We start from the raw sequence: 2,815 nt of genomic DNA on the forward strand, positions 1-2,815 counted from the left end.
CGTGGGGAAGGGAACGATCAAACTTTTCCTTAGCCATCGATACAATCCTCCGCAGAAGAAATAGTCACAACGCTGATAAAACAAAGGCAGATATTTTCATATCTGCCTTGTTTATATGGAGCTCTTGAGCGGACTTGAACCGCTGACCTCACCCTTACCAAGGGTGTGCTCTACCAACTGAGCTACAAGAGCGAAACACATTGTGCAAAAACCAGCAAACTTGGAGCGGGTAGCGGGAATCGAACCCGCATCATCAGCTTGGAAGGCTGAGGTTCTACCACTAAACTATACCCGCGGAGCTTGCAGCTCTCGCTAAAACTGGTGGAGGGAGAAGGATTCGAACCTTCGAAGCTCTCGCAACGGATTTACAGTCCGTCCCCTTTGACCGCTCGGGAATCCCTCCAGATGTGGCCGGCATTCTATTTGTCTGCCGTCCTAGTGTCAAGCGTTTTTTCAAATTTTTTCAATCAAATCTGAAACTTAGCTGCTTTGACACCGCTTCCAGTTCTGCCACCTGAGTGGTGTTCCCTGTGAAGCGGGCGCCATTCTATCAAGCTATTCGCCAGTTGCAATACCCTGGCAGAAAATAATTTTATGTTTTAAGTCTTTGAAATCATTGGAAAGAGTCGCGAGCACGGTTTGGTCCAGCAAACGCTCGCTATCAGGGGCTATCTTGAGCCACAAACCCTCGGCGCCTGGCAGCTGCCCCGCCACAGGCGCAGCGCTGATATCCAGGCTCAATAGCCGCTGGCGAAGCGCATCGAGCTGCTCCCGACCAGGCAGGCCACCCACGACCAGGCATTCATCACGGCGCTGAGCCGGCGCCAAAGCACCGGTTTCGCGCAACAGACGGATCTCCTGCTGACTCCCTTTGTACAACGACAGCGGGGCGACATCCTTGGCTTTCAGCGGGGCTTCCTGTTGGTGCCAGATGTAATAGAAGGCATTGAGCACCAGCAACAGCAGAAACAACCAACGCATAAGCACCTCAGTCCAGCGGACAGGCCATTGCCAGGCCAACGAATACCAGGTCGGGAACCACGCGCGCCTGTGGTATGGCATCACGCACCAGGGGCGCGTCGCCGCCAGTAAGGAACACGGTGAAAGCTTCGCCCCACAGCGCACGCGCCTGCTCTAGCTGAGCGCAGGCAAAGCCCTGCAACATCAGCACGCAACCACGCTCCACGGCCTCGACCGTAGAACGCCCAGGGCCAAGACTGGCCAGAGCCCGCTCAGCCGAGGCGTCGTCGTAGCGGATGCGTCGGGTATGGGTACGCAACTGGCTGCGCATCAGCGGCATGCCGGGGCAGATATACCCACCCAGGTGCTCGCCCTCGGCAGAGACGAAGTCAGCCTTGGCCGCGGTACCCAGGTCGATTACCAGGCAAGCACCTTTGGCCAGGTGGTAGGCACCCAGTGCGGCCAACCAGCGGTCCATGCCCAGGCGCTGATAGTCTTCGTAGCCGTTGCGCACGCCGGCCATCGACTGAGCTGGCTGCGCAACTCGCGCCGTGACACTGAAGGCATGTGCAATCAATGCGCACAGTGCCGCGGTTTCTTCTTCGCTGCGCACGCTGACGATACGGCAAGCGGATAGCCGCACCGAGGCCAAGGCACTCACCTGGGCAATCAGCGATTGATCGGAATCGACAATGCCGCCGCGCACCATGGTGGCGTCGCCAGTGTGGATCACGCGCCATTTGATGAAGCTGTTACCGCAATCGAGCTCAAGAATCATCTCGCAACCTCAAACTGAGCTCTCCACCGCTGAAGCTCTTTTCAACACCGTCGACTTCCAGACGCAAGCCGCCCTGCCCGTCCACCCCCAGCACCACACCCTCTATATGAGTGCTGCCAGCGATGAGCGATACGTTACAGCCCTGCCAGAGATGCGCCTGCTCCCATTCTTCCTGGAAAGCAGCGAAACCATAGCGGCGATGGCGCGCCAATTCATGCTGCAGCTGCTGGCTGAGCAGTGCCACCAAGCGGTTGCGATCAATCGCTGCGCCCGTTTCCCGGCGCATCGAGGTCCACGCCTGGTCAACCTGGTCATTGGTCTGCATGTTCACATTGATGCCGATACCCAGCACAACATGGCAGACATCAGCCGGGTCGCCGACCAGCTCCAGGAGGATGCCGGTTATCTTGCGCCCGCGCACAAGTACATCATTGGGCCATTTAAGCCCGACTTCCTTCACGCCGAAAGCCTGCAGCGTTCGCATGACCGCCAAGCCCACTACCAGGCTCAAACCCTCGAGCTGGCGCATGCCGCCGTCGACCCGCAAGACAAGGCTGTAATAGAGGTTTTCACCAAAAGGACTTACCCACTGACGACCGCGGCGACCGCGCCCGGCGCTCTGACGCTCTGCCAGCACCAGGAATGGCGCGACCTGACCAAGGCCCGCGAGCCTCAAGCCCTCCGCATTGGTCGAATCGATGCTGTCATGGATGAAAACGGGCCACTGCTCGCCCTCGGCGCACTCGGCAATGGCCTGCGCATCGAGCAGCGCCAGGGGAGCCGCGAGCTGGTAACCGCGCCCGCGAACCTTGTGAATGGTGAGGTTCAGCTCACTCTCCAGGTGCTGCAGCTGCTTCCAGACGGCGCTGCGACTTACACCGAGGGCTGCCCCCAAGGCTTCACCGGAATGGAACCGGCCATCCTTGAGGAGATTCAACAACTTCAGCATGCCAGTCTCGACTTGGAATAAGGCTGGCATGATAGCTATGGGTCGTGGGCTTGCATAGGAAAAGGGCACCCGGGCAAAGCGCCGGGAGGCCAGATTTTCTGCACGCCAAAGACAAAACCCCTACCTGC

Annotated in this window: 3 protein-coding genes and 3 tRNA genes; all 6 read right to left on the reverse strand. The window is 58.6% G+C overall.

The window, feature by feature from the left end; all coding sequences use genetic code 11:
* Positions 1-116 precede the first annotated feature (116 nt).
* Positions 117-192 (reverse strand) — tRNA-Thr (locus B3E94_RS23875).
* Between the two features lie 29 nt (positions 193-221).
* Positions 222-295: transfer RNA gene (locus B3E94_RS23880), tRNA-Gly, on the reverse strand.
* Positions 296-319: 24 nt separating this feature from the next.
* Positions 320-403 (reverse strand) — tRNA-Tyr (locus tag B3E94_RS23885).
* Between the two features lie 152 nt (positions 404-555).
* Positions 556-981 carry a hypothetical protein gene (locus B3E94_RS23890; protein ID WP_176518254.1) on the reverse strand — a complete coding sequence of 142 codons (426 nt, stop codon included), beginning with the start codon at positions 979-981 and terminating at the stop codon, positions 556-558.
* Positions 982-988: 7 nt separating this feature from the next.
* Positions 989-1,738 (reverse strand): pantothenate kinase, encoded by a 750-nt coding sequence (locus tag B3E94_RS23895; protein WP_286915482.1) that lies wholly within the window; start codon positions 1,736-1,738, stop codon positions 989-991.
* A complete protein-coding gene (birA, locus tag B3E94_RS23900) occupies positions 1,728-2,687 on the reverse strand; it encodes a bifunctional biotin--[acetyl-CoA-carboxylase] ligase/biotin operon repressor BirA (RefSeq protein WP_286915483.1) in 960 nt (319 codons plus the stop codon). The genes B3E94_RS23895 and birA overlap by 11 nt, the downstream gene beginning before the upstream one ends.
* Between the last annotated feature and the right edge of the window lie 128 nt (positions 2,688-2,815).

Origin of the sequence: Pseudomonas sp. UBA6315 (assembly GCF_002438125.1) — a bacterium.
In the GTDB taxonomy this organism is placed as follows: domain Bacteria; phylum Pseudomonadota; class Gammaproteobacteria; order Pseudomonadales; family Pseudomonadaceae; genus Aquipseudomonas; species Aquipseudomonas faucium.